Below are 20,853 nucleotides of genomic sequence, written 5' to 3'. Positions count from 1 at the left end.
CAAGCTGCACCGGCCGGTTTGACTGCCTATACGGCAGTCAAACTCTACCGCGCGGGTCTGGTTTAAAGATACAAGAGTCTTGGGATTCGAATCTGCCGGCGAATCCTTCCAGTTCGGCCATTGCATCAATCTGCTCGCGATCCAGGTCGGTGACTGGCGTTTCGAGGACGATAGGCAGGTGCGTGCACTGCTCGGGAAATCCGAGCCCTTCGATGCCGGCAATTACATCGATGTCGAGCAGCGGCTCGCGCGCATCGGCAAGAAGTCGTTGGCCAACGACATCTATTGCGACATGAAGGACAGGCAGGAAAAATCGTTGGCAGGCTTGAAGCGGTGCTGGCACTGGTGCGACAACGTGTTTTCGGGGCACGGAACAAAACCGCTCCGGATGGCCGTGTTGCTACTGGTTTCAGTGCTGCCGGTGCTCTACGTGTTCTCGGACCACCGGAATGTCGAATTCGTGCTCACCGAAAGCCGGGAAGGCGGTTCGGCGGGCACTCCAGTCTCGAACGGACGACCCTATGACCTGGCGCTCGATTGGGGCAAGGGCAAGGCGTTCGGCCTTGCGGCCAGCTACGCGATTCCGTTCTATGGCGGTGCCCGACCCGAAGTCGTGCGAGCACGGCTGAACGGCACCCTTTGCGCACCGTATGATGCCTCGCCGCCTCCCGGACAGCATGATCCTGCGCCAGCGGCATGCAAACCGCTCCCGCTCCTCGGCTGGGTTTCTCCGCATGGATTTGCCATGATCATCTCGGTGATACAGTTCATTCTTTGGATTCTGATCGCAGCGAACCTGCCCACGATCATCCGCCGCCGTTCCTGAGAGTGCCCCGCGCACCATGCTCCGTCCCCCGGAGGTGTCCCCGAAGCAACAGCCGATCCCGCTGACAGCAGAACCGAAGACCTCTGTCGCCATCAGGGTTTTCGCTATAATCGAACGCCTGTCATTCGGAGTAGGGTCAATGGCTTTCCTTGCCGGCAAACGAATCCTGATCACCGGTCTGCTCAGCAACCGTTCGATTGCCTACGGCATCGCCAAGGCGATGCACCGCGAAGGAGCAGAACTCGCGTTTACCTACCAGAATGAGCGTTTCCAGGAACGCGCGGCCAAGATGGCGGCCGAGTTCGGCAGCAGCCTGCTGTTCCCGCTCGACGTCCAGGACGACACCCAGATCACCGGCCTGTTCGAACAACTCGGCCAGCACTGGGACGGTCTCGATGGCTTGGTGCATTCGATCGCCTACGCTCCCAGCGACAGTCTCGAAGGCGATTTCCTCGACGGCCTGTCGCGCGAGGCCTTCCGGCTTTCCCAGGAGGTCAGCGCCTACAGCTTCCCGGCGCTGGCCAAGGCCGCCCGGCCGCTGATGAAGGGCCGCAACGGCGCGCTGCTGACGCTGTCCTATCTCGGCGCCGAGCGCACCATGCCCAACTACAACATCATGGGCCTGGCCAAGGCCAGCCTCGAAGCCTCGGTGCGCTACCTCGCCGTCACCCTCGGCCCGGAAGGCACCCGGGTCAATGCCGTATCCGCCGGCCCGATCAAGACGCTGGCGGCGTCGGGCATCGGCAGCTTCGGCAAGCTGCTCGCCTTCAACGAACACAACGCCCCGCTGCGCCGCAGCATCAGCATCGACGAAGTCGGCAACGCCGCCGCCTTCCTCTGTTCGGATCTCGCCAGCGGCATCACTGGCGAGATCATGTACGTGGACGGCGGCTTCAACATCACCGCGCTGGGCAACCCGGAACCCATGGCCTGAGCAGGCGCCGACGCTGCAGCAGCTCCCGAAGCTGAACCGAAACCGGCCGGCGAGCGCGCCGGCCAGGGTTCGACCTTGATTGTCGGCCGATCGAGTGCAATAGTGAAATCGGCAAGCATGCCGTCGGCGTGCTTGAGCGCCTTGACTGGAGCATGCCATGGCCTACGTCGGAGAGCCGTTTGCGCACGATATCTTCGTAAGCTACAGCCACGGCGACGATGGCAACGGGCAGAGTTTCCTCCAGCCCTGGTCGGTTGCTTTTGCGCATGAACTCGAGCGCGAGTTGCGCTCGGACCGGCGCTTCCGCCAGGATTTGCGGATTTTTCTCGACGACAAGCACCGGCCGGGCCAGGGCGTGGATCCGATGGCGCCGCTCACCGACCAGTTGCGCGCCGAGATCGGCGCGAGCGCGATCCTGCTAATACTGATGTCACCCGACTACCTCGCGTCGCAGTGGTGCGCCGAGGAGCGCGACTGGTGGTGCGCACGCCAGGCCGAACTGGGCCTGCCGGCAGACGACCGGATCGCGGTGATAAGGATCTGGCCGACCGGCGCGGAGCCCTGGCCAGCTGCGCTCACCGACGCACGCGGCCATCCCCTGGTCGGCTTCGCCTTCTCCGAACCGGTCGAGGGCAGCGATTCACATCGCCCGCTGGGCTGGTTCGAGTTGCCCGGCCCCTTCCCGGTGGCTTTCCGCAAGGCTTTGCTGGCGATCGTGGGCAGGCTCTACCCGCGCCTCGACGCGCTGAAGAGTACGCTCGCGAACCGGGTCAGGGCCGAGGCCGAGCGCGCACGCCTTGCCAGCGACGGGGGGCAGACGATCTACCTGCATGGCCGGGCCGAGCATGCCAAGGCCTGGGAAGCCGCAGGCATGGCGCTGATCGACTGCGGCTTCGCGATCGTACCCGGCGAACCGGATGCGATCGAGCACGATCCGGAAAAACTGCAGGAGGTGCGCGAGCGGCGAGTCGAGGCCTTGTGCGGCTGCGACGCATTGCTGCTGCTGGGCACCGACGACGGACGCGCCCTCGACGCCGATCTGGTGGTGGTCGGCAAGCACGACCGCCAGTCGGCGCGCGCACGCTCCAATCGCCTGCTGCCATGCGGCCTACTCGACACCGCAGGCGACGCCGTCGCGACGCCGGTGCGCAAGGCGACCGCGCGCATCATGCAGACCGACTGGCTCGACGGCACCCGCACGCAGTGGACCGCCGAGGTGCGGCACTGGCTGGGCGCGAAGGCGCGTGCGGCCGGGGGTTCGCCGTGAGCAGCCCACCCGCGGACGTCTTCGACGTCGTCCTGCCGTGCCGGCCCTACCCCGGGCTGAGGCCGTTCGAAAAGCACGAGTGGCCGATTTTCTTCGGGCGCGAGCGGATGGCCGACGCGGTGGTCGCGCAGTTGATCGACAGGCGGCTGCTGGTGGTCCATGGCGACTCCGGCTGTGGCAAGAGTTCCCTTGTGCGCGCCGCGGTGCTGCCGCGCCTCGAGCAGGAAAGTGCGCGCGGCGGCCTGAGCTGGCGCACCTGCGCGATGACGCCGGGCGAAGCCCCGTTATGGAATCTCGCGCTCGCGCTGGCCGAACTGGACGGCGGCAACGAAGAGCGCGCGCTCGAGATCCGCCGCGCGCTCAACTTCGGCCGCGATGCGCCCGAGACCATCGCGACGCTGCTGCGCCGCGACTCCACCGATCACCTGTGCATACTGATCGACCAGTTCGAGGAATTGTTCGACTTCGCCCGCCGGCACGGCCCGGAGGAAGCGCAATTGCTCGCCGACTTCCTGGTCGGCCTGTTCGAGACACCGCCCGCGGGCCTGTACGCGGTGCTGACGATGCGCTCCGAATTTCTCGGCGCATGTGCGCGCTTCGAGGGTTTTGCCGAAGCCGTCAACCGGGCCCAGTACCTGCTGCCGCGCATGACGCACGACGATCTGCTGCGGGCGATCCGCGAGCCGGCGCAACTGTTCGGCGGCGAGGTGAGCATGGCGCTCGCCGAGCGCCTGGTCCATGACGCGGGAGGCCGGCAGGACCAGTTGCCGCTCATCCAGCACGGGCTCATGCTCCTCCATCGCGACCACGTCGAGCTACCCCGGAGCGAGCATGGCGGACATGCCGATGATGCCGCGGGGTGGCTGCTGGACAGCGATGCCTACGACGGTTCGAGCGGCCTGGCCGGCCTGCTGTCCAGGCATGCCGACGATGTCATGGACAAGGCACAGGCGTTCTTCGGCGAGCGTGCCGGCGAGGTGCGCGTGGTCGAAGACGTGTTCCGCGCGCTGACCGAAATCAACACCGAGGGGCAGGCGATCCGTCGTCCCCGGAGCTTCGCGGATCTGGCCGCGATCGCGGGCTGCGGCGAAGCGGAGCTGCAGCATGTGCTGAAGCCGTTCCGGGTCGACGGCGCGTCGCTGCTGCGTCCCTACGGAGAGGCGCCGATCGCGGCCGACGAACGGGTCGACATCAGCCACGAGGCATTGATCCGCTGTTGGGAGCGGCTGGCCGACCCCGGCAATGGCTGGCTGGTGCGGGAATTTCGCAACGGACTGGTGTGGCGCGCGCTGCTGGTCCAGGCCGACAGCTTCGAACGCGATCCGTCCAACGTGCTGGGCCCCACCACCACCGGCGAACGCCTGGCGTGGATCAAGCGCCGCAACCCGGCCTGGGCCGAGCGCTACGGCGGCGGCTGGCCGCGAGTGAAGCGGCTGCTCGCAGCCAGCGCCGAAGCACGTGATCGCGAACAGGCCGCACAGGCGGCCGCACGCAAGCGCGAACAGCGGGTGCGTGCGCTTTCATGGGGAATCGCCGCACTCGTGCTGCTGGTCACGGTGATCTCGACGGCGGTCGTGTTCGCCTGGAACGAATCCAGGGCGGCCAAGGCGGCACAGGCAAGCGAAGCGGCGGCGCGGGCGAGCGAGGCGGAACAGCACGCGCGCACCGAGGCCTTGCTTGCCGAGGCGCGGGATACCATTGCCGCGCTGCGCACGGTCCAGGAGAACCTCCGCCAGGCGCAAGCAACCTACGCGAACAACGACCAGTTGGCGAAAACCTTCCAGCAGGCAGAGGAAACGATAAACACGCAAGTCGGCAATCTGAAGAATCTGGCCGTGCCGATGAGGATCTACGTCCATATCGCCGAGGACGGCCAGCGTGCCGCGGCGCACCAGTTCGCGACATTGCTGACCAAGCTCGGGGCCGGCGGTGAAAGGCTCCAGGTGCCAGGCGTGGAACTGGTCGCGCGCCCACCGGCGCGCAGCGTGCTGCGTTGCTTCAAGGCCGAGGAATGCCGCAGCGACGGCGAGCGGCTGCTCAAGACCGCGAACTCCTTGCTGATCAGCCCGACGCTGGTGCTGGAAGATCTCAGCGGGCGCTATGAAAACGCCACCAACATCCGCCCGCGCCACTTCGAAGTGTGGTTCGCCACCGGCAAGATCAGCCCGCGCTGAAGGACAGGCCGGCCATCCAAGGCGTTTGGCGTGTAGCGCGCGCACTTCGGCGCGGCGGCAGGATTAGCTGCGGCAGCTCGGCGGGCATCGGCAACGGCGATCTCAAGCTTGGGGGCAGTACGTCGCAGGCCGGGTTCACGCGGCCTGCGACATGAATCACTGCTGCGCCTGTTGCGATGTCAGCTTGACCTGGACTTCGTAACGCTTGCGCAGTTCGGCGATGAAAGCGGCGAAATCGCGCTCGGCCAGCACCTGGCCGTATTGCTCGGCCACCGCCCTGACCCGCTCGTCGCCGTCGGTGATCTGCGGACGGTCGACCGCTTCAATGCGGTAGATCACGTAGTCGCCGTCCGGCAGGGCCAGGCCGACATGGGCCGGCAGCTTGGCCGTCGGTGCCGAGAACACCGCCTGCATCGCTTCGCCGGGCAGGCCGGGTGCGGCTCGCTGCAACTTGCGCACGGCGCCGAAATTGCCTTCGACCGCTTCGCCCTTGTCGAGCGCAGCCAGCATCGCGCTGCCCTGCTCCTGGGCGCGTTTTGCACCTGCCTCGCGGCGCAGTTCGGCCACAACCTCGTCGCGCACTTCGTCGAGCGGTGGCTGCACTGCGGCTTCGAAGGCCTTCACCCGCGCAGCGACCAACGTGTTCGGCGCCACTTCGATCGCCTCGGTGTTGCGGGCACTCGTCACCGCATCGTCGGCGAACAGCGTATCGAGCAGACGCTCGCTGCTGTAGCCGCCGACGTTGCCGCCATTGCGCGACACCCAGTCGGTGCTGCGGACCTCGAGCTTCAGCGCCTCGGCGACCGGCGCCAGGCTGTCCGACTGCTCGTAGACCATGTTGGCGAACTGCTCGGCCTGTTCGGCAAACAGCCTGCTCGCAGCCTGGCTGCGCAGCTCGGTTTCGATTTCGCCGCGCACTTCGTCGAACGGACGGGTGGACGCCGGCTTGATGGCAGTGACCTGGATGACATGGACGCCGAAGTCGCTGCGCACCGGTTCGCCGATCTCATCCTTCTGCTGCGAGAACGCTGCATCCTCGAATGAAGCGACCATCGCTCCACGGCCGAAGAAGCCCAGATCGCCGCCGCGCGAGGCGGAACCGCTGTCCTTCGACTTTTCCTTCGCGACTTCGGCGAAAGCCGACGGATCCTTGCGCAGTTGCTCGGCGATCGCCCGTGCCTCGCCCATCACCCGCTCGACTTCGGCGGCATCGGCATCGGCCGCAAGCTCGAGCAGGATATGGCGTGCCTGGCGCTCCTCGGCGACACCGAAACGGCCGGGGTTGCCGTCGTAGAAAGCCTTGATCTCGTCTTCACCGACGCTGACCTGCTTCTCCACGGCTTCACGGTCGAACACCACGTATTCCGCCTGCAGGCGCGCCGGGCGCTGGAAGCGAGCGGCGTTGGCGGCATACCAGGTGCCGATCTCGTCGTCGCCGACCTGGAGGTCGGCCGCCAGGCCGGCGCCCGACAGGCGCAGCTCGCTGACGGTGCGCTCTTCGAGCTGCGCTTCGAGGAAACGGCGGGCCGACGACAGCGGCGCGAAGCCGGCATCGCCCACGGCCAGCGAAACGTGCTGGATGCGGACGTCCTGCGCCAGGCGGGATTCGAACATCGCCGGCGTCATGCCTTGGGCGCGCAGCAGCATTTCGTAGCGTTCGAGGGAAAAGCGGCCGTCTTCCTGGAAAGAAGGCACGGCGGCGATGGTTTCCTGCAATTCCTGCGGCGTGACGCTGAAGCGGTTGTCGGCGGCGTAGAGGGCGAGCACGCGGCGGTTGATGACGTTGTCCAGCACCGAGCGGCGCAGCGCCTCCGATTCGAGCAGGGCGCGATCGACTTCGCCGCCGGCAGCGGCACGCAGGCGATCCTGCTGGTCGCGCAGCGCCTGCTCGAATTCGAGCGCGCCGATCGGCGTGCCCGCCACGACCGCGACTTCGTTTCCGCCCGGCGCATCGCTGAAATAGGCATCCATGCCGAAGAATGCGAACGGCACGATGAGGACGGCCAGAATGATTTGCGCAATGCGCTTGTTGTTGCGTACAGCCTCGAACATCTCGATTTCCGTTGGAATGCCTGGGGATGTGAAGAAACGGGAAGCCGGCAGTTTATCGCATCCCGCGAGGAATCGGCTTCCCGAACCGCACGAGCGTGTCGAACTACTCGAAATGAATGGACGGGAACCACTACACTTGCGGCATGCAAATGCGCACGCTTTTCCGCCGTCCGGGCCTGCTGGCCATGATCGCACTCGGTTATGCCGTGGCAGGCTGGCTATCGCTGAAGCTTGCCGTCCCGCCCGACATCGCCTCACCGGTGTTTCCGCCTGCGGGCATCGCCCTGTCCGCCCTGCTCATCTACGGTTTCGGCGTCTGGCCTGCGGTCTTCGCCGGCGCGTTCGCGGTCGAGCTGATGACCGAGCAGATACTGCTCGATGGTGGCATGGACATCTCCCCCGTCCTGCAGTGCCTGCTGGCAGCCACCGTGACGCTGCAGGCGCTCGCAGGCGCCTGGCTGGCGCAGAAAACGATCGGCTTCCCGAACCGCCTCGATTCACCACGGCCGATCGTGCGCTTCATCGTCATCGTCGCCCCATTCAGCGCCTTGCTGGCACCGACGCTCGCCTTGCCGCTGCTTCATGGCAGCGGACAGTTTCCGGTATCGGACGAGTTCTTCAGCTGGTGGAGCTGGTGGCTCGGCGACACCATCGGCATCATCGTCGCCGCACCGCTGATGTTCGTCTTTTTCGGGCGGCCGGCAAGCGACTGGCATGGCCGCCGGGCCGGCGTCGCCGTGCCGTTCGCGGTCGCGCTGCTGATCCTCGGCCTGGCATTCCGCTACGTCATGGCCTGGGAAAGCATGCGCCTGGAAGCCCAGTTCGAACGCGACACCTCGCACCTCGCCAGCCAGCTCAGCAAGCGGCTCGACGCGCAGCTCGACATGCTGCTCGCGCTCAAGGGCCTGGTGGGTGCAAAAGAGACGCTGAGCCGCGAGACCTTCCGCAACTTCGTCTCACCCTGGCTGATGCGTTATCCGGGCACGCACAACTTCACTTGGAACCCCCTGGTCCTGGACACGGAGCGGGCGGCCTTCGAGCGCGCCGCCGGCGGCCCGGAACAGCCCGTCTTCCGCATTCTCGACCGGGATGCCGACGGCCGCAGCTTCATCGCGCCACCAGCGGACGAGTATTTCCCGATCATCTACGTCGAGCCCTTCGAGCAGAACCAGAGTACGCTCGGCCTCAATGCCCTGTCGCTGCCGCCGACCGCCTGGGCGGTCCACGAAGCACGGCAAACCGGGCTGCCGGTGGTGAGCGGAGCGTTCAGCCTGATGCGGGAAACCGAGAAGCAGAACGGCGTCGTGATCTATCTCGCCAGCGAGCAGGCCAAGTACGCCCCCGCCGGCCAGGCGGGCAGTCCGGCAGGGATGATTTCCGCCGCATTCCGCATGGACGATGCCCTGGTCAGCGTGCGCAGCAATGCCCGCGAGATCGGCATCGAGCTGTGCCTGGTGGATCACGGTACGGGCGGCCCGCCCACCAGGCTCAGCGGCCCGCTGGCTTGCGACACCGACGAGTGGATAGCGGGAGATCTCGCGCGGGCGATTCCATTGCCCTTCGCTGGCCGGCCGTGGGAATTGCGTCTGCGCATCGGCGACGCCTATCTGAAGGCCCAGCGCAGCTGGGTCGCATGGGGCACGGTCGCCACCGGTCTCTTCAGCCTGGGCCTGCTCGGCATCTTCCTGCTGCTCACCACCGGCAACACGCGCCGGATCGCCTCGCTAGTCGAGAGCCGTACCCGGGAACTCGAGGCCACCACGGCGTCGCTCTACGACAAGCAGGCCGCGCTCGCCGAAGCCATGCGCATCGCCCACATGGGCAGTTGGGAAACCCGCAGCGGACGCGAAGGGCTGCGCTGCTCGCACGAACTCCATTCCCTGCTCGGCTGCAGCCAGGGCACGCTCGACTCGCTGGACGACATTCTGGCCGCACTCCACCCCGAAGATCGCCCTCTGCTCGAAACCCGCTTCGCGCAGGTCATCAATGCCCCCGGCGAAGCGACCCTGGAGTGCCGGACCGCCACGGCACCGCCTTCGATCCTGCAGTTCCGCATCGAAAGCGAATGGCGCGGGGGCATGCTGGCGCGCCTGCGCGGCACCGTGCAGGACGTCACCGCAGCACGCGAAGCCGACGCCCACATCCATTTCCTCGCCCACTACGACCCGCTGACCGGCCTGCCCAACCGCAGCGCCTGGGTCGCCCATGCGCAGGAGGCCCTGGCCTCGGCCGAGCGCCACGATGACCGCATGGCGGTGCTGTTTCTCGATCTCGACAACTTCAAGACGATCAACGATTCGCTCGGCCACACCATCGGCGACAGCCTGCTCGCCACGCTCTCGAGCAGGCTGGGCAGTTGCATGCGCAGTGAAGACCGGCTCGCCCGCCTGGGCGGCGACGAATTCGTCGCGCTGCTGCCCAGGCTGGACCATGTCGAGGACGCCGCAGCCGTGGCACGGAAGATCCTCGAGGTACTGGGCGAAGCCATCGCCATCAACGAGTACGAGTTGCGGCCGTCGATGAGCATCGGCATCGCCATCTATCCCGAGGACGGCGACTCCATCGACATGCTGCTGAGACATGCGGACACCGCCATGTACGGCGCCAAGGCCGCCGGCCGCAACAATTACCAGTTCTTCGTGCCGGAAATGAACCGGCAGGCGATCGAGCGCCTGCAACTGGAAAACGCCCTGCGCCGCGCGATCGGCAACGGCGAACTGGCGCTGCACTACCAGCCCCAGATCGACACCGCCAGCGGCTGTGTGGTCGGCTGCGAGGCGCTGCTGCGCTGGCGCCATCCCGAGCGCGGCATGGTGCCGCCCGCGGTCTTCATTCCGGTTGCCGAAGATTCGGGGATGATCGTGCCGATCGGCGAATGGGTGCTGCGCGAAGCCTGCCGGCAGCAGGCGGAATGGGGCCGGCAAGGTCTGGGCGCACTGACGGTCGCGATCAACATCTCCGCGCTGCAATTCCAGCGCAGCAACTTCGTCGCCACCGTCGAGGCGATTCTCGCCGAGACCGGCGCCAATCCGCTCGCCATCGAACTCGAGATCACCGAAAGCGCGCTGATGGATCCGGGATCGGCCCTCTCCGAGCGTCTCGAAAAGCTGGTGGATATGGGGCTGACGCTTGCGCTCGACGACTTCGGCACCGGCTACTCCAGCCTCGCCTACCTCAAGCGCCTGCCGCTGAAGCAGTTGAAGATCGACCGCTCCTTCATCGCCGACCTGCCGGGCGATGCCGAAGATGCGGCAGTCGCGACGGCGGCGCTGTCGCTGGCCCGCGCGCTCGGCATGGACGTCGTCGCCGAAGGGGTGGAGACTGCCGCACAACGCGCCTTCCTCACCGAGCGGGAATGCACCCGGATGCAGGGCTACCTGTTCTCGCGGCCGCTGGATGCCGCCGCGTTCGAGGAATGGGTCCGGATCATGGCCCAGGCCTGAGCACCCGAGGGTGTCAGGCCTGGGTGGGACGCCAGGCCAGGGTATAGCGGCGGAATCAGGCCTTTTCGAACAGCAGCTTGCCGTCCCTGGCATCGACCTTGATACGGTCCTTGGCGGCGAAGCCTCCTTCGAGAATCGCCTTCGCCAGCGGGTTCTCGATGCGCTCCTGGATCGCCCGCTTCAGCGGCCGTGCGCCGAACACCGGGTCGAAGCCTGCTTCCGCCAGTTCGGCCAGCGCCGCGTCTGTGACCTCCAGCGCCATGTCCAGCCGCGCCAGGCGCCGCTGCAGGTACTGCAGCTGGATTTTCGCGATACCGGCGATGTGCTTCTCGTCGAGCGCATGGAACACCACGACTTCGTCGATCCGGTTGATGAACTCGGGGCGGAAATAAGTCTTGACCTCGGCCATCACCGCAAGCTTGATCACGCCGTAGTCGTCGCCGGCCATGGCCTGGATCATCTGGCTACCGAGGTTCGAGGTCATCACGATCACGGTGTTCTTGAAGTCCACCGTGCGGCCCTGGCCATCGGTCATGCGGCCGTCGTCGAGCACCTGCAGCAGCACGTTGAACACGTCCGGGTGGGCCTTCTCGACCTCGTCGAACAGGATCACGCTGTAGGGCTTGCGCCGTACCTGCTCGGTCAGGTAGCCGCCTTCCTCGTAGCCGACGTAGCCCGGCGGCGCGCCGATCAGGCGGGCGACCGAATGCTTCTCCATGAACTCGCTCATGTCGATGCGGATCAGGTGCTCCTCGGAATCGAACAGGAAGCTCGCCAGCGTCTTGCACAGCTCGGTCTTGCCGACGCCGGTGGGGCCGAGGAACAGGAAGGAGCCATACGGGCGGTTCTCGTCCGACAGGCCGGCGCGCGAGCGGCGGATGGCGTCCGCCACCAGGCGCACCGCCTCGTCCTGGCCGACCACGCGCTCGTGCAGCTTGTCTTCCATGTGCAGCAGCTTCTCGCGCTCGCCCTGCATCATCTTGCTGACCGGGATGCCGGTGGCGCGCGACACCACCTCGGCGATTTCCTCGGTGCCGACCTGGGTGCGCAGCAGCTTGTTCGGCGTGCCTCCCGCTGCTGCCCCCTGAGCGGCCTGCTCCGCCACCTTCAACTGCGCTTCGAGCTGGGGCAGCTTGCCGTACTGCAGCTCCGCGACCTTGTCGAGCTGGCCCTTGCGCTGGAATTCCGCCATCTGCGCACGCAGCGTATCGATCTCTTCCTTGATGTGGGCCGAGCCGGCGACCTTGGCCTTTTCCGCCTTCCAGATTTCCTCGAGGTCGTTGTACTCGCGCTGCAGCTTCTCGAGTTCTTCCTCGATCAGTTGCAGGCGCTTCTGCGAGGCTTCGTCCTTCTCCTTCTTCACCGCCTCGCGCTCGATCTTGAGCTGGATCATGCGGCGGTCGAGCTTGTCCATGACCTCGGGCTTGGAGTCGATCTCCATCTTGATCCGCGCCGCAGCCTCGTCGATCAAGTCGATCGCCTTGTCCGGCAGGAAGCGGTCGGTGATGTAGCGATGGCTCAGCTCGGCGGCGGCGACGATCGCCGGGTCGGTGATGTCGACGCCGTGGTGGATCTCGTACTTCTCCTGCAGGCCGCGCAGGATCGCGATGGTGGCTTCCACCGTCGGTTCCTCGACCAGCACCTTCTGGAAGCGGCGCTCGAGCGCAGCATCCTTCTCGATGTACTTGCGGTATTCGTCCAGCGTGGTGGCGCCGATGCAGTGCAGTTCGCCGCGCGCCAGCGCCGGCTTCAGCATGTTGCCGGCGTCCATCGCGCCTTCGGCCTTGCCGGCGCCGACCATGGTGTGGATCTCGTCGATGAACAGGATGATCTGCCCTTCTTCCTGGGCGATCTCCTTCAGCACCGCCTTCAGGCGTTCCTCGAACTCGCCGCGGTACTTGGCGCCGGCCAGCAGCGCCGCCATGTCGAGCGACAGCACGCGCTTGCCTTTCAGCGTCTCCGGCACTTCGTCATTGACGATGCGCTGCGCCAAGCCTTCGACGATGGCGGTCTTGCCGACGCCGGGCTCGCCGATCAGCACCGGGTTGTTCTTGGTGCGGCGCTGCAGGATCTGGATCGCCCGGCGGATCTCGTCGTCGCGGCCGATCACCGGGTCGAGCTTGCCGCTGCGGGCGCGCTCGGTGAGGTCCAGGCAGTACTTGTTCAGCGACTCGCGCTGGCCTTCGGCATCCTGGCTGCCGACGCTCGCGCCGCCGCGCACCGCCTCGATCGCGGCTTCCAGCGCCTTGCGCGTGAGGCCGTGCTCCTTCAGCAGGCGGCCGGCTTCGCCCTTGTCGTCGGCGAGCGCGAGCAGGAACATCTCGCTGGCGATGAACTGGTCGCCGCGCTTCTGCGCTTCGCGATCGGTGACGTTGAGCAGGTTGTTGAGGTCGCGGCCGATGCTGACTTCGCCGCCGTGGCCCTCCACCTTGGGCAGGCGGCCGATGGCCTTGCCGAGCGCCGTCTTCAGCGGCGGCACGTTGACGCCGGCGCGCTGCAGCAGCGACACGCTGCCGCCGTCGTCCTGTTCAAGCAGCGCCTGCAGCACGTGCAGCGGCTCGATGAATTGCTGGTCGTTGCCCACCGCGATGCTCTGCGCATCGGCGAGGGCCTGCTGGAACTTGGTCGTGAGCTTGTCGAAGCGCATGGAAGCCATCCTCGGGATTCGTTGAACTGAACCCTATGTGGGGCGCATTGCCCGCGCTTCAAGTGGGGATGCTCCCGGCTCAATTCAGCCTTTGCGCGTCCGACGGCAATTGCGGATAGCGCACATAGTCCACCAGATCCTGGATTTCCTGCGGCGGCGGCCTGGTCAGCAGGCTGACGACGACGATGGTCAGGAAGCCGAGCGGCACGCCGAACACCCCGGCCGAAATCGAACTGATGCCAAACCAGGCATTGTCCATCGAGCCGCCGAAGAAGCCGTGCGTGCGCACCATGTAGAACACCGTGACCGTCAGCCCGACCAGCATGCCGGCGACCGCGCCGGGCCGGTTGGCCCGCTTCCAGAAGATGCCCAGCACCAGCGCCGGGAACAGCGCCGAAGCGCCGATCGAGAACGCCAACCCGACCGTGAACAGGATGTTGTCCGGGCGCAGCGAAGCGACCCAGGCCGCCACCACCGCAACCACCAGCAACTGCGACTTGGAGATCACCAGGCGCCGATGGGCCGAAGCCGTCGGCCGCAGCACCTTGTAGTAGAGGTCGTGCGAGAAGGCGTTGGAAATCGTCAGCAGCAGTCCGTCGGCGGTGGACAGCGCCGCCGCCAGGCCGCCCGCCGCCACCAGGCCGGACACCACGTAGGGCAAGCCGGCGATCTCCGGCGTGGCGAGCACGATGACGTCGGTGTTCAGGCTCAGTTCGGCAAGCTGCAGGATGCCGTCGCCGTTCAGGTCCTCAATCTTCACCAGCCCGACCTTGCCCCACGACATCACCCAGTCGGGCAGGATGTCGAGGCTGGAGCCGACGAGGTTGTGATAGACCTCCCACTTGGCGAACACCGCGTAGGCCGGCGCGGTGACGTAGAGCAGGAAGATGAAGAACATCGACCACAGCACCGACTTGCGCGCATCGACCACGCCCGGCGTGGTGTAGTAGCGCATCAGGATGTGGGGCAGGCCCGCGGTGCCGAGCATCAGCACGAACATCAGCGCCAGGAAGTTGTTGCGCGCGATGCGGGATTCCTCCGGCGTCGCGCCGGGGTGGGCCTCGGCATGGCGCGGCGGCGGCCGGGCTCGTTCGAGTGCTTCGGTGCGCGCCTTCTCCCACACCAGTTTCGCGTCGCCGGGCGTGCGCGGCAGATCGCGCAATGCACGTTCGGCCAGCGCGATCTCGCGCGCCGAGGCATTGCCCAGGCGCAGCGCATTGAGCCGTTCGATCATGGCGCGGCGCTCGAGCTCGAGCGACTCCGGCAGCCGTGCTATCCGGTCGGCATAGCTTTCGGCGCGCTGGCGGTACAGCTCGCGCACCTCGACTTCGTCGGGAGCGTCGAACAGGACTTCCTCGCGCGCGCTGATCTGCTGCAGCACCGCGCCATAGACCGCCTGCGGAATCGGCACGTCGGTGAGCTTGTACGACAGGATCACCACCGGCACCAGGTAGGCGATGACCAGGATCACGTACTGCGCGACTTGGGTCCAGGTCACCGCCCGCATGCCGCCCAAGAAGGAGCACAGCAGAATGCCGGCGAGGCCGATGAACAGGCCGATCTCGAACTCGATGCTGATGAAGCGGCTGGTCACCAGGCCCACGCCGTAGATCTGCGCCACCAGGTACACGAAGCTGGCGAGCACGGTCGCCACCAGCCCGACCACGCGGGCGACGTTGCCCTGATAGCGCTCGCCGAGAAAGTCCGGAATGGTGTATTGGCCGAACTTGCGCAGATAGGGCGCGATCAGCAGCGCCACCAGCACGAAGCCGCCGGTCCAGCCGGTGACGAAGGCGAGCCCCTCGAAGCCCGAGAAGTACAGCGTGCCCGCCAGGCCGATGAAGGATGCCGCGCTCATCCAGTCGGCCGCGGTGGCCATGCCGTTGAACAGCGCGGGAACGCGCCGGCCGGCGACGTAGTACTCCGACACGTTCGAGGTCCGGCTCATGACGCCGATGCCGGCGTAGATCGCGATGGTGACGAACAGGAAAGTGTGGCCGATCACGCCTTGCGGCAGGCCCAGGTATTCGCCGATGGCGAGCCCGACGACGAACAGCAGGAAAATGCCTGTGTACCAGGCGTAGTAACGCTTGAGCCGGCTGGTGAAGGCGGATTGGGCGCTCACGGTCTATCCCGCCCGAAGGCGCCGGCTGGGGTGCGATGCATCAATACTTGATCCGTGCGTAGTAGGTCTGCTCCGCGGCTTCGCGCGCCTGACGCAGGGTCCGGATGCCCTTGTCCGCCAGCAGCGGAACGAGTTTCAGGAACACCTCGGCGGTGACGATGGCGTCGCCGAGCGCGGTATGCCGGCCGACGATCGTCAGGCCGAGCCGTTCGGCGATCGCCTCCAGGCGGTGCGACTCCTGGTTCGGGTGCACCACTGCCGACAGCAGCAAAGTATCGAGCACCGGCTGGTCGAAGCGCAAGCCGGTCGCTTCCTCCTTGAGCTGCAGGAAGCGCATGTCGAAAGCGGCGTTGTGGGCGATCAGCACGGTATCGGCGGCAAAGGCGTGGAAAGCCGGCAGCACCGTGTCGATCGCGGGCTGGCCTTTCAGCATCTCCTCGGTGATGCCGTGGATCTCCGCCGATGCCGCCGCAAGCGGCCGGCGCGGATCGATCAGTTGCTCGAAGGATTCGTTGCGCAGCAGCTTGCCGTTGAGGATTCGGGTGGCGCCGATCTGGATGATCTCGTCGCCCTGCGAAGGGTTGAGCCCGGTGGTTTCGGTATCGAACACCGTGAACACCAGCTCGGTCAGCGGACGGTCCTCGATCCCGTGCGATTTTTCCGACCAGGCGAAAAGGTCGAAATCGTAGTATTCCGGCCGGCTCTCGCCGCGCAGGAACAGCTCGGCCTCGGCCTGCTCCTGCGGCACCGCAGCCGGCAGCAGCACGCGGAAGAAGGCGCGGTGGCGGACTTTCTCGCGCTCCAGCCACATTTCGCCGTCGTGGCGATCGATGACGTCGCGCACCGTCAGCGGGCTGCTCTCGTCCTCGATCCGCATCGGCTCGAGTTCCCAGCTCATCACCGTCTCGTTGCTCATCGCCTGGCCCGACCAGATCAGGTCGAGGTGCACCAGGCGCCCGGCCGCGGTGAGGCGGAAGCGCACTTCGCGTACCTCGAACTCGTCGGACAGGCGGCTCGCCAGATAGGTCAGGGCCTGGATCAGCGAGAAGCTGTCGACCTTCACCCACAGGTTTTCATCGATCTCCTCGAGCTTGGTGCGCAACTCGATGCGCTGCTCGATGCGGCGCTGCACGGCCGCGACCAGGTCGGCGCCGAGCATTTCCTCCAGCGGCCAGCGCGCCTTCAGCGAATCGGCGAAGGCTTCGGCGGTCTCGTTGAGACGCTGGCTCATGCCCTGCACCTCGTCGCGGATCACGCGGCGAAAGCGGTCGCGCATGTCGTCGGGCAGGTCGCCGTACTCGAGCATTTCCGCCGCCGCCCGCACGTTCGCCAGCGCGGCGCGGTTGCCTTCGGTCAGGTTGTGCAGCATCTGGTCGCGGCGCGACTCGGTCTCGAAGTTGCGGGTGATGTTGTCGAGCATCAGGATGAAGCCGGTCTGCGTGCGCTCGGCCTCCTCCCCGGCAGCGCCTTCACCTTCCCCTTGCGGCTTCGCCACCGACAGCACCGGCGCCATCTGCACCCGCAGCAACTGCCCGGCTCGTGTGGTGGTGACGAAGTTGGCCTGCGGTTGGGCGGCACCGCGCCTGAGGCGCTGCTGGATGGTCTCGAGCGCATGGGCGATCAGGTTGCGCTCGAACACCGCGTAGATCGAACGGCCGAGGCCGATCAGTTCGCCGCCGCCGGCCACCCCCGGCGCGTCGGACAAGGCACGGAACTGCATGCGCGCGCGGTTGTTGTAGAGCAGGATCCGGCCGTCCAGGTTGCACACCACCACGCTCTGGGTCAGTTCGGACATCAGCGCGGCAAGGCGGTTCTTCTCCTGCTCGACCGAATCCTTGGCGCGGGCGATCTGCGCCTCGACGTCGGCAAGGATCTCGTCGCGCTGGCTTGCCAGTTCGTTCGCCGCGCTCGCCAGCATCCGCACTTCGGGCGGTCCTTCGGGCTGGACGCGGAAACCGCGGTTGGCGCCGAGCATCAGGCGCAGGTTCTCCGCCATCCGCAGCAGGCCTTGCACGTACTGGCGAAACAGGATGCGCAGCACGCCGACGCCGGCGGCAAAACCGACGATGGTCAGCATCGTGCCGACACCGAGGTGGGGCAGCAGGACCTCGGTCAACTGCTGCCGGCCTTCGTCATGCGTCTCGAGCCAGACGATCAGGGCAGTGAGAACGAACGGGCCGGTCATCAACAGGCCCAGAACGACGACCGCGAGGGCAAAGCGCGTGCGGGCCGACATCATCGTTCAGCCTCCCAGCAGGCTGCGGACCTTCTCCACCAGCTCCTTGGTCGAGAACGGCTTGGTCATGTAGGCATCGGCGCCGAGCGCCAGCCCTTTCGCCACCTCGGTGTCGCGCCCCTTGGCGGTCAGCATCAGGATGCGGACCGCCGCCATGGCCGGATCGGCCTTGATTTCCTGACAGACCTCGAAGCCGCTCTTCTTAGGCATCATCACGTCGAGCAGGACGAGGTCGGGATGATCGCTGCGGATCCGCCGTGCCGCCTCTTCGCCGTCGTTCGCCACCAGCACCTCGAAACCCTCACGCTTCATGAGGAATTCCAGGGATATGACGATATTCTGTTCGTCGTCTGCGATCAGGATCTTCTTGGTCATGCTCTTCTCCTCCCTCCTGCGCCATTCTATGTCATTCGCTGTCCGCGGCAGGCGGCAAGGGAAGCTCGAACGAGAAAGTCGCACCGTCTCCGGGTACCGACTCCAGCCACAAGCGGCCACCGAAATGCTCGACGATCTGGCGACTGATCGGCAAGCCCAGCCCGGTGCCCTGCGGGCGCGAGTGCTCGTCCCCGCCCTGCCTGAACTTCTGGAAGATCACCGCTTCGAGTTCGGGCGCAATGCCCGGCCCGTTGTCGCGCACATCGACCCTGATCCGGCCCTCGTCGGCGGTCAGCCGCACATCGACGCGCCCACCCTCCGCCGGCACGAACTTGGCCGCATTCGACAGCAGGTTGAGCATCACCTGCAGCAGGCGGTCGTGATCGGCGCGCAGCATCGGCACCGCGTCGGGCAACTCGAGCCCGATCTCGGCATCGCGATCGCGGAACAGCTGCCGCGTCGCCTCGATCGCATGCGTCACCAGCTCGCGCATGTCGATGTCGGTGTTGCACCACTCCGCATGGCCGGCTTCGATCTTGGCCAGATCGAGCACCTGGTTGACCAGACGCGTCAGGCGCACCGTCTCGGACACGATGATGCCGAGGAAGCGCTGGCGGTCGTCGACATCGATGTCCGGATCGTCGAGCATCATCTCGGACAGCGCCCGGATCGAGGTCAGCGGTGTGCGCAGCTCGTGCGTGACCGAAGACATGAAGTCGTCCTTCAGCCGGTCGAGCTCCTTCATCTTGTCGTTGGCCGCGCGCAGCTCGGCCGTGGCCGCTTCGAGCTCGCGCGACTTTTCCTCGAGCTGGTGCGAGTAGGCCCTCACCTGCGAAGCTTCGTCGAGGATGTCCATGACCTCGCCCAGGCCGAGCGGCTCCTCCTGCACCACCGTCGACACCATGACGCGGGCCGAGGCGCTGCCGATCGCGCCGGCAAGCAGCGACTCGGCGAAATGGACCAGGTCGGGATCGGCCTTCAGCTTGTCTATGCCGTCCACGCCGCGGCTGCGGGCGTAGGTACGGAAAGCCTCCTCGGTGCGGCGCTGCCCCAGGAAGCGGGCGACCAGCGGAATCAGGTCGGCGACTTCCGCGCGGCCACGCCAGAAGCCCGCCGGCGGGCTGTCGCCGCGGCGGAAGACATTGACGAACAAGGCGCCCTGCCCGGCTTCGGCCGTGGTCGGGACGCGCAGCAGCGACACGAACACGTAGCAGCCGATGTTGGCGAACAGGCTCCAGAACAGCGCATGGCTGATGTTGTCGAGCCCGGCAAGGCCGAACAGCTGTTCCGGCCGCAGCCAGGCCAGGCCGAACAGCCCGTTGTCCAGAAAGGCCGGATCGAGCCAGCCGGACTTGGCGAAGGACGGCAGCAGCAAGGTGTAGGCCCACACCAGGAAACCGGCGAGCAGGCCGGCGAATGCGCCGTCGCGCGTGCCGTTGCGCCAGTACATGCCGCCCAGCATCGCCGGCGCGAACTGGGCGACGGCGGCGAAGCTGATCAGGCCGATGCTGACCAGCGCATAGGCTTCGCCGGCGAGGCGGAAGTACAGGTAGCCGAGCAGCAGCACGCCGACGATCGCGCCGCGGCGGATGCCCAGCAGCAGCCGGGTCAGGTCGCGCTGCGCCGACAGCCCCAGCCGGCGGCTGCGCAGCAGGATCGGCATCACCAGGTCGTTGCACACCATCGTCGACAGCGCGATGGCTTCGACGATGACCATGCCGGTGGCCGCCGACAGGCCGCCGATGAACACGAACAGCGCCAGCGCGGCATTGTCGTGCGCCAGCGGCAGCGTCAGCACGAAAGTGTCCGGATCGACCGTGCCCTGGCCGAAATGCAGCAGGCCGCCGAGCGCGATCGGGATCACGAAGATGTTGATCGCCAGCAGATAGGCCGGAAACAGCCAGGTCGCGCGCCGCAGGTGCTGCTCATTGACGTTCTCCACCACCGCGATCTGGAACTGGCGCGGCAGGAAGATGCCCGCCAGCATCGCCAGCAGCACGTGCGCGAACCAGCCGCCGTAGCCGATCTTGCCGGTGCTGTCGAAGATCAGCAGGCTGGCGAGCCCGGAGTGCTCGCGCGCCCGCGCGTACAGGTCGGTGAAGCCGTCGTACAACCAGTAGGTGACATAGACACCAACGGCGACGAAGGCGAGCAGCTTGATCACCGACTCGAAGGCGATCGCGGCGACCATGCCTTCGTGCCGCTCGGTGGCATCGAGATGGCGGGTACCGAACAGCACGGTGAAGGCTGCCAGCGTCAGCGCGATGTAGAGCGTGCTGTCCAGCCACCAGTCGGTGTTCGCGCCGAGCGGCAGCGGGCTGCCGGCATCCTCCACCAGCAAGGCATAGGCGCTGGAAATGGCCTTGAGCTGCAGCGCCACGTAGGGAAGGATGCCGACCACGGCGATGATGGTGACGAGCCCGCCCAGCATGTGGCTCTTGCCGTAGCGCGAAGCGATGAAGTCGGCGATCGAGGTGATCCGGTGGCTGCGCGAGATGCGGATCATCTTCAGCACCACCAGCCAGCCGAGCGCCATGCCCAGCGTGGGGCCGAGATAGGTCGGCAGGAACCAGATGCCGCCCGAAGCGGCGCGGCCGACGCTGCCGAAATAGGTCCAGGCGGTACAGTAGACGGCCAGCGACAGGCCGTAAGTCCAGGCGTTGTCGATGACCGAGCGCCCCTGGTCGGCGCGGCGGTCGCCGAAATAGGCCACCGCGAAAAGCGTCAGCAGATAGGCGAACGAAGCGCCGATGATGAGCCAGCCCGGAAGCATC

General features: G+C 66.5%; 11 protein-coding genes. 5 read left to right on the top strand and 6 right to left on the bottom strand.

All coding sequences use genetic code 11. The features are described 5' to 3' along the window. Positions 1 to 79: 79 nt before the first annotated feature. The 4 genes from NX068_RS10885 (at position 80) to NX068_RS10870 (ending at position 5,201) form a co-directional block, all read left to right on the top strand. Positions 80 to 826, top strand: coding sequence for a hypothetical protein (locus NX068_RS10885; protein WP_263461290.1), 747 nt, complete (start codon positions 80 to 82; stop codon positions 824 to 826). Between the two features lie 139 nt (positions 827 to 965). Then, a complete protein-coding gene (locus NX068_RS10880; protein WP_263461289.1) occupies positions 966 to 1,760 on the top strand; it encodes an enoyl-ACP reductase FabI in 795 nt (264 codons plus the stop codon). Positions 1,761 to 1,917: 157 nt separating this feature from the next. Beyond that, on the top strand, positions 1,918 to 3,027 hold the full coding sequence (locus NX068_RS10875) for a TIR domain-containing protein (protein WP_263461288.1): 1,110 nt from the start codon (positions 1,918 to 1,920) through the stop codon (positions 3,025 to 3,027). After that, positions 3,024 to 5,201 carry an ATP-binding protein gene (locus NX068_RS10870; RefSeq protein WP_263461287.1) on the top strand — a complete coding sequence of 726 codons (2,178 nt, stop codon included), beginning with the start codon at positions 3,024 to 3,026 and terminating at the stop codon, positions 5,199 to 5,201. The genes NX068_RS10875 and NX068_RS10870 overlap by 4 nt, the downstream gene beginning before the upstream one ends. Before the next feature lie 156 nt (positions 5,202 to 5,357). Here NX068_RS10870 and NX068_RS10865 read toward each other — a convergent pair whose 3' ends face one another. Further along, a complete protein-coding gene (locus tag NX068_RS10865; RefSeq protein ID WP_263461286.1) occupies positions 5,358 to 7,253 on the bottom strand; it encodes a SurA N-terminal domain-containing protein in 1,896 nt (631 codons plus the stop codon). Between the two features lie 149 nt (positions 7,254 to 7,402). Here NX068_RS10865 and NX068_RS10860 point away from each other — a divergent pair, with 149 nt between their 5' ends. After that, positions 7,403 to 10,696: an EAL domain-containing protein gene (locus tag NX068_RS10860; protein WP_263461285.1), complete on the top strand. Its 3,294-nt coding sequence runs from the start codon at positions 7,403 to 7,405 to the stop codon at positions 10,694 to 10,696. A gap of 55 nt (positions 10,697 to 10,751) precedes the next feature. On the opposite strand, the gene clpB is transcribed toward NX068_RS10860, so the two are convergent. From clpB to NX068_RS10835, 5 genes are all read right to left on the bottom strand, one after another. Then, on the bottom strand, positions 10,752 to 13,343 hold the full coding sequence (gene clpB / locus NX068_RS10855) for an ATP-dependent chaperone ClpB (protein WP_263461284.1): 2,592 nt from the start codon (positions 13,341 to 13,343) through the stop codon (positions 10,752 to 10,754). A 79-nt stretch (positions 13,344 to 13,422) separates the two neighbouring features. After that, on the bottom strand, positions 13,423 to 15,468 hold the full coding sequence (locus tag NX068_RS10850) for a sodium:solute symporter family protein (protein WP_263461283.1): 2,046 nt from the start codon (positions 15,466 to 15,468) through the stop codon (positions 13,423 to 13,425). Positions 15,469 to 15,508: 40 nt separating this feature from the next. Continuing rightward, a complete protein-coding gene (locus NX068_RS10845) occupies positions 15,509 to 17,704 on the bottom strand; it encodes a 3'-5' exonuclease (protein ID WP_263461299.1) in 2,196 nt (731 codons plus the stop codon). A 6-nt stretch (positions 17,705 to 17,710) separates the two neighbouring features. After that, complete coding sequence (locus NX068_RS10840; protein ID WP_068635476.1) at positions 17,711 to 18,079, bottom strand: response regulator transcription factor; 369 nt, start codon at positions 18,077 to 18,079, stop codon at positions 17,711 to 17,713. A 31-nt stretch (positions 18,080 to 18,110) separates the two neighbouring features. Beyond that, entirely contained in the window at positions 18,111 to 20,852 is a 2,742-nt protein-coding gene (locus NX068_RS10835; protein WP_263461282.1) for a sensor histidine kinase, read from the bottom strand. Between the last annotated feature and the right edge of the window lies 1 nt (position 20,853).

The sequence above is a fragment of the Thauera carbonicopians genome, assembly GCF_025699485.1.
Classification (GTDB): domain Bacteria; phylum Pseudomonadota; class Gammaproteobacteria; order Burkholderiales; family Rhodocyclaceae; genus Thauera.
This window is presented reverse-complemented; position numbering and strand designations above follow the sequence as displayed.